The sequence below is a fragment of the Agromyces humi genome (genome assembly GCF_009720255.1).
Taxonomy (GTDB): Bacteria; Actinomycetota; Actinomycetes; order Actinomycetales; family Microbacteriaceae; genus Agromyces; species Agromyces humi.
On sequence record NZ_WJSP02000675.1, the window covers coordinates 1 to 1,012 of the forward strand.

The following is a 1,012-nucleotide window of genomic DNA, read 5'->3' on the forward strand; positions in this document are numbered from 1 at the left end:
CGGATGCCGCGGGCGCGACGGTGCACTTCATCGCCGTCGGCACCCCGCAGCTGAAGGGCTCCTACTCGGCGGACCTGAGCTACGTGGATGCCGCCGTCGAGGGGATCCTCGAGCACGCGGCATCCGGCGACCTCATCGTCGGCAAGTCGACGGTGCCGGTCGGCACGGCCGAGCGGCTCGCGGGTCTCATCGCCGACAGCGGCACGGGAGCGACGCTCGCCTGGAACCCCGAGTTCCTGCGCGAGGGATTCGCCGTGAAGGACACGATCAGCCCCGATCGCCTCGTGTACGGGGTGCCCGCTGACCCCGATGCGGCTGCGACGGCCGAGCGCATGCTCTCGGAGGTGTACGCGACCGCGCTGGCCGCCGACACGCCCCTGATCGTCACCGACTACGCGACCGCGGAGCTCGTCAAGGTCTCGGCGAACGCGTTCCTCGCCACGAAGATCTCGTTCATCAACGCCATGGCGGAGATCGCCGAGGTCACCGGTGCCGACGTCACCCAGCTCGCCGACGCGATCGGGTTCGACGCCCGTATCGGCCGCAAGTTCCTCGGCGCCGGAGTGGGGTTCGGCGGCGGCTGCCTCCCGAAGGACATCCGCGCGTTCACGGCGCGCGCCGAGGAGATCGGACGCGGTGAATCGGTCGCCTTCCTCAAGGAGGTCGATGCGATCAACCTGCGACGCCGGCACCGGGTCGTGGAGCTCGCCGTCGATGCCCTGGGCGGGGAGCCGCTCGGCAAGAAGGTCGCGGTGCTGGGCCTCGCGTTCAAGCCGTTCTCCGACGACATCCGCGACTCCCCCGCGATCGACGTGGCCGTGCGCCTGCGCGGCCTGGGCGCCGACGTGGTGGCGATCGACCCCGAGGCGATCGAGAACTCCAAGCGGCTGCACCCGCAGCTCGAGTTCAGCGACGACCTGAGCGCGGTCCTCGAAGGCGCAGACCTCGTCGTCCTCGTGACGGAGTGGAACGAGTACCGGCACATGGACCCGGTCTGGGCGGGCGATCTCGT

1 protein-coding gene is annotated in these 1,012 nt (G+C 70.4%); it reads left to right on the forward strand.

The window, feature by feature from the left end:
* Positions 1-1,012 (forward strand): UDP-glucose dehydrogenase family protein (locus GH736_RS23430; protein WP_159607464.1); only part of this gene is annotated, 1,012 nt, incomplete at both ends.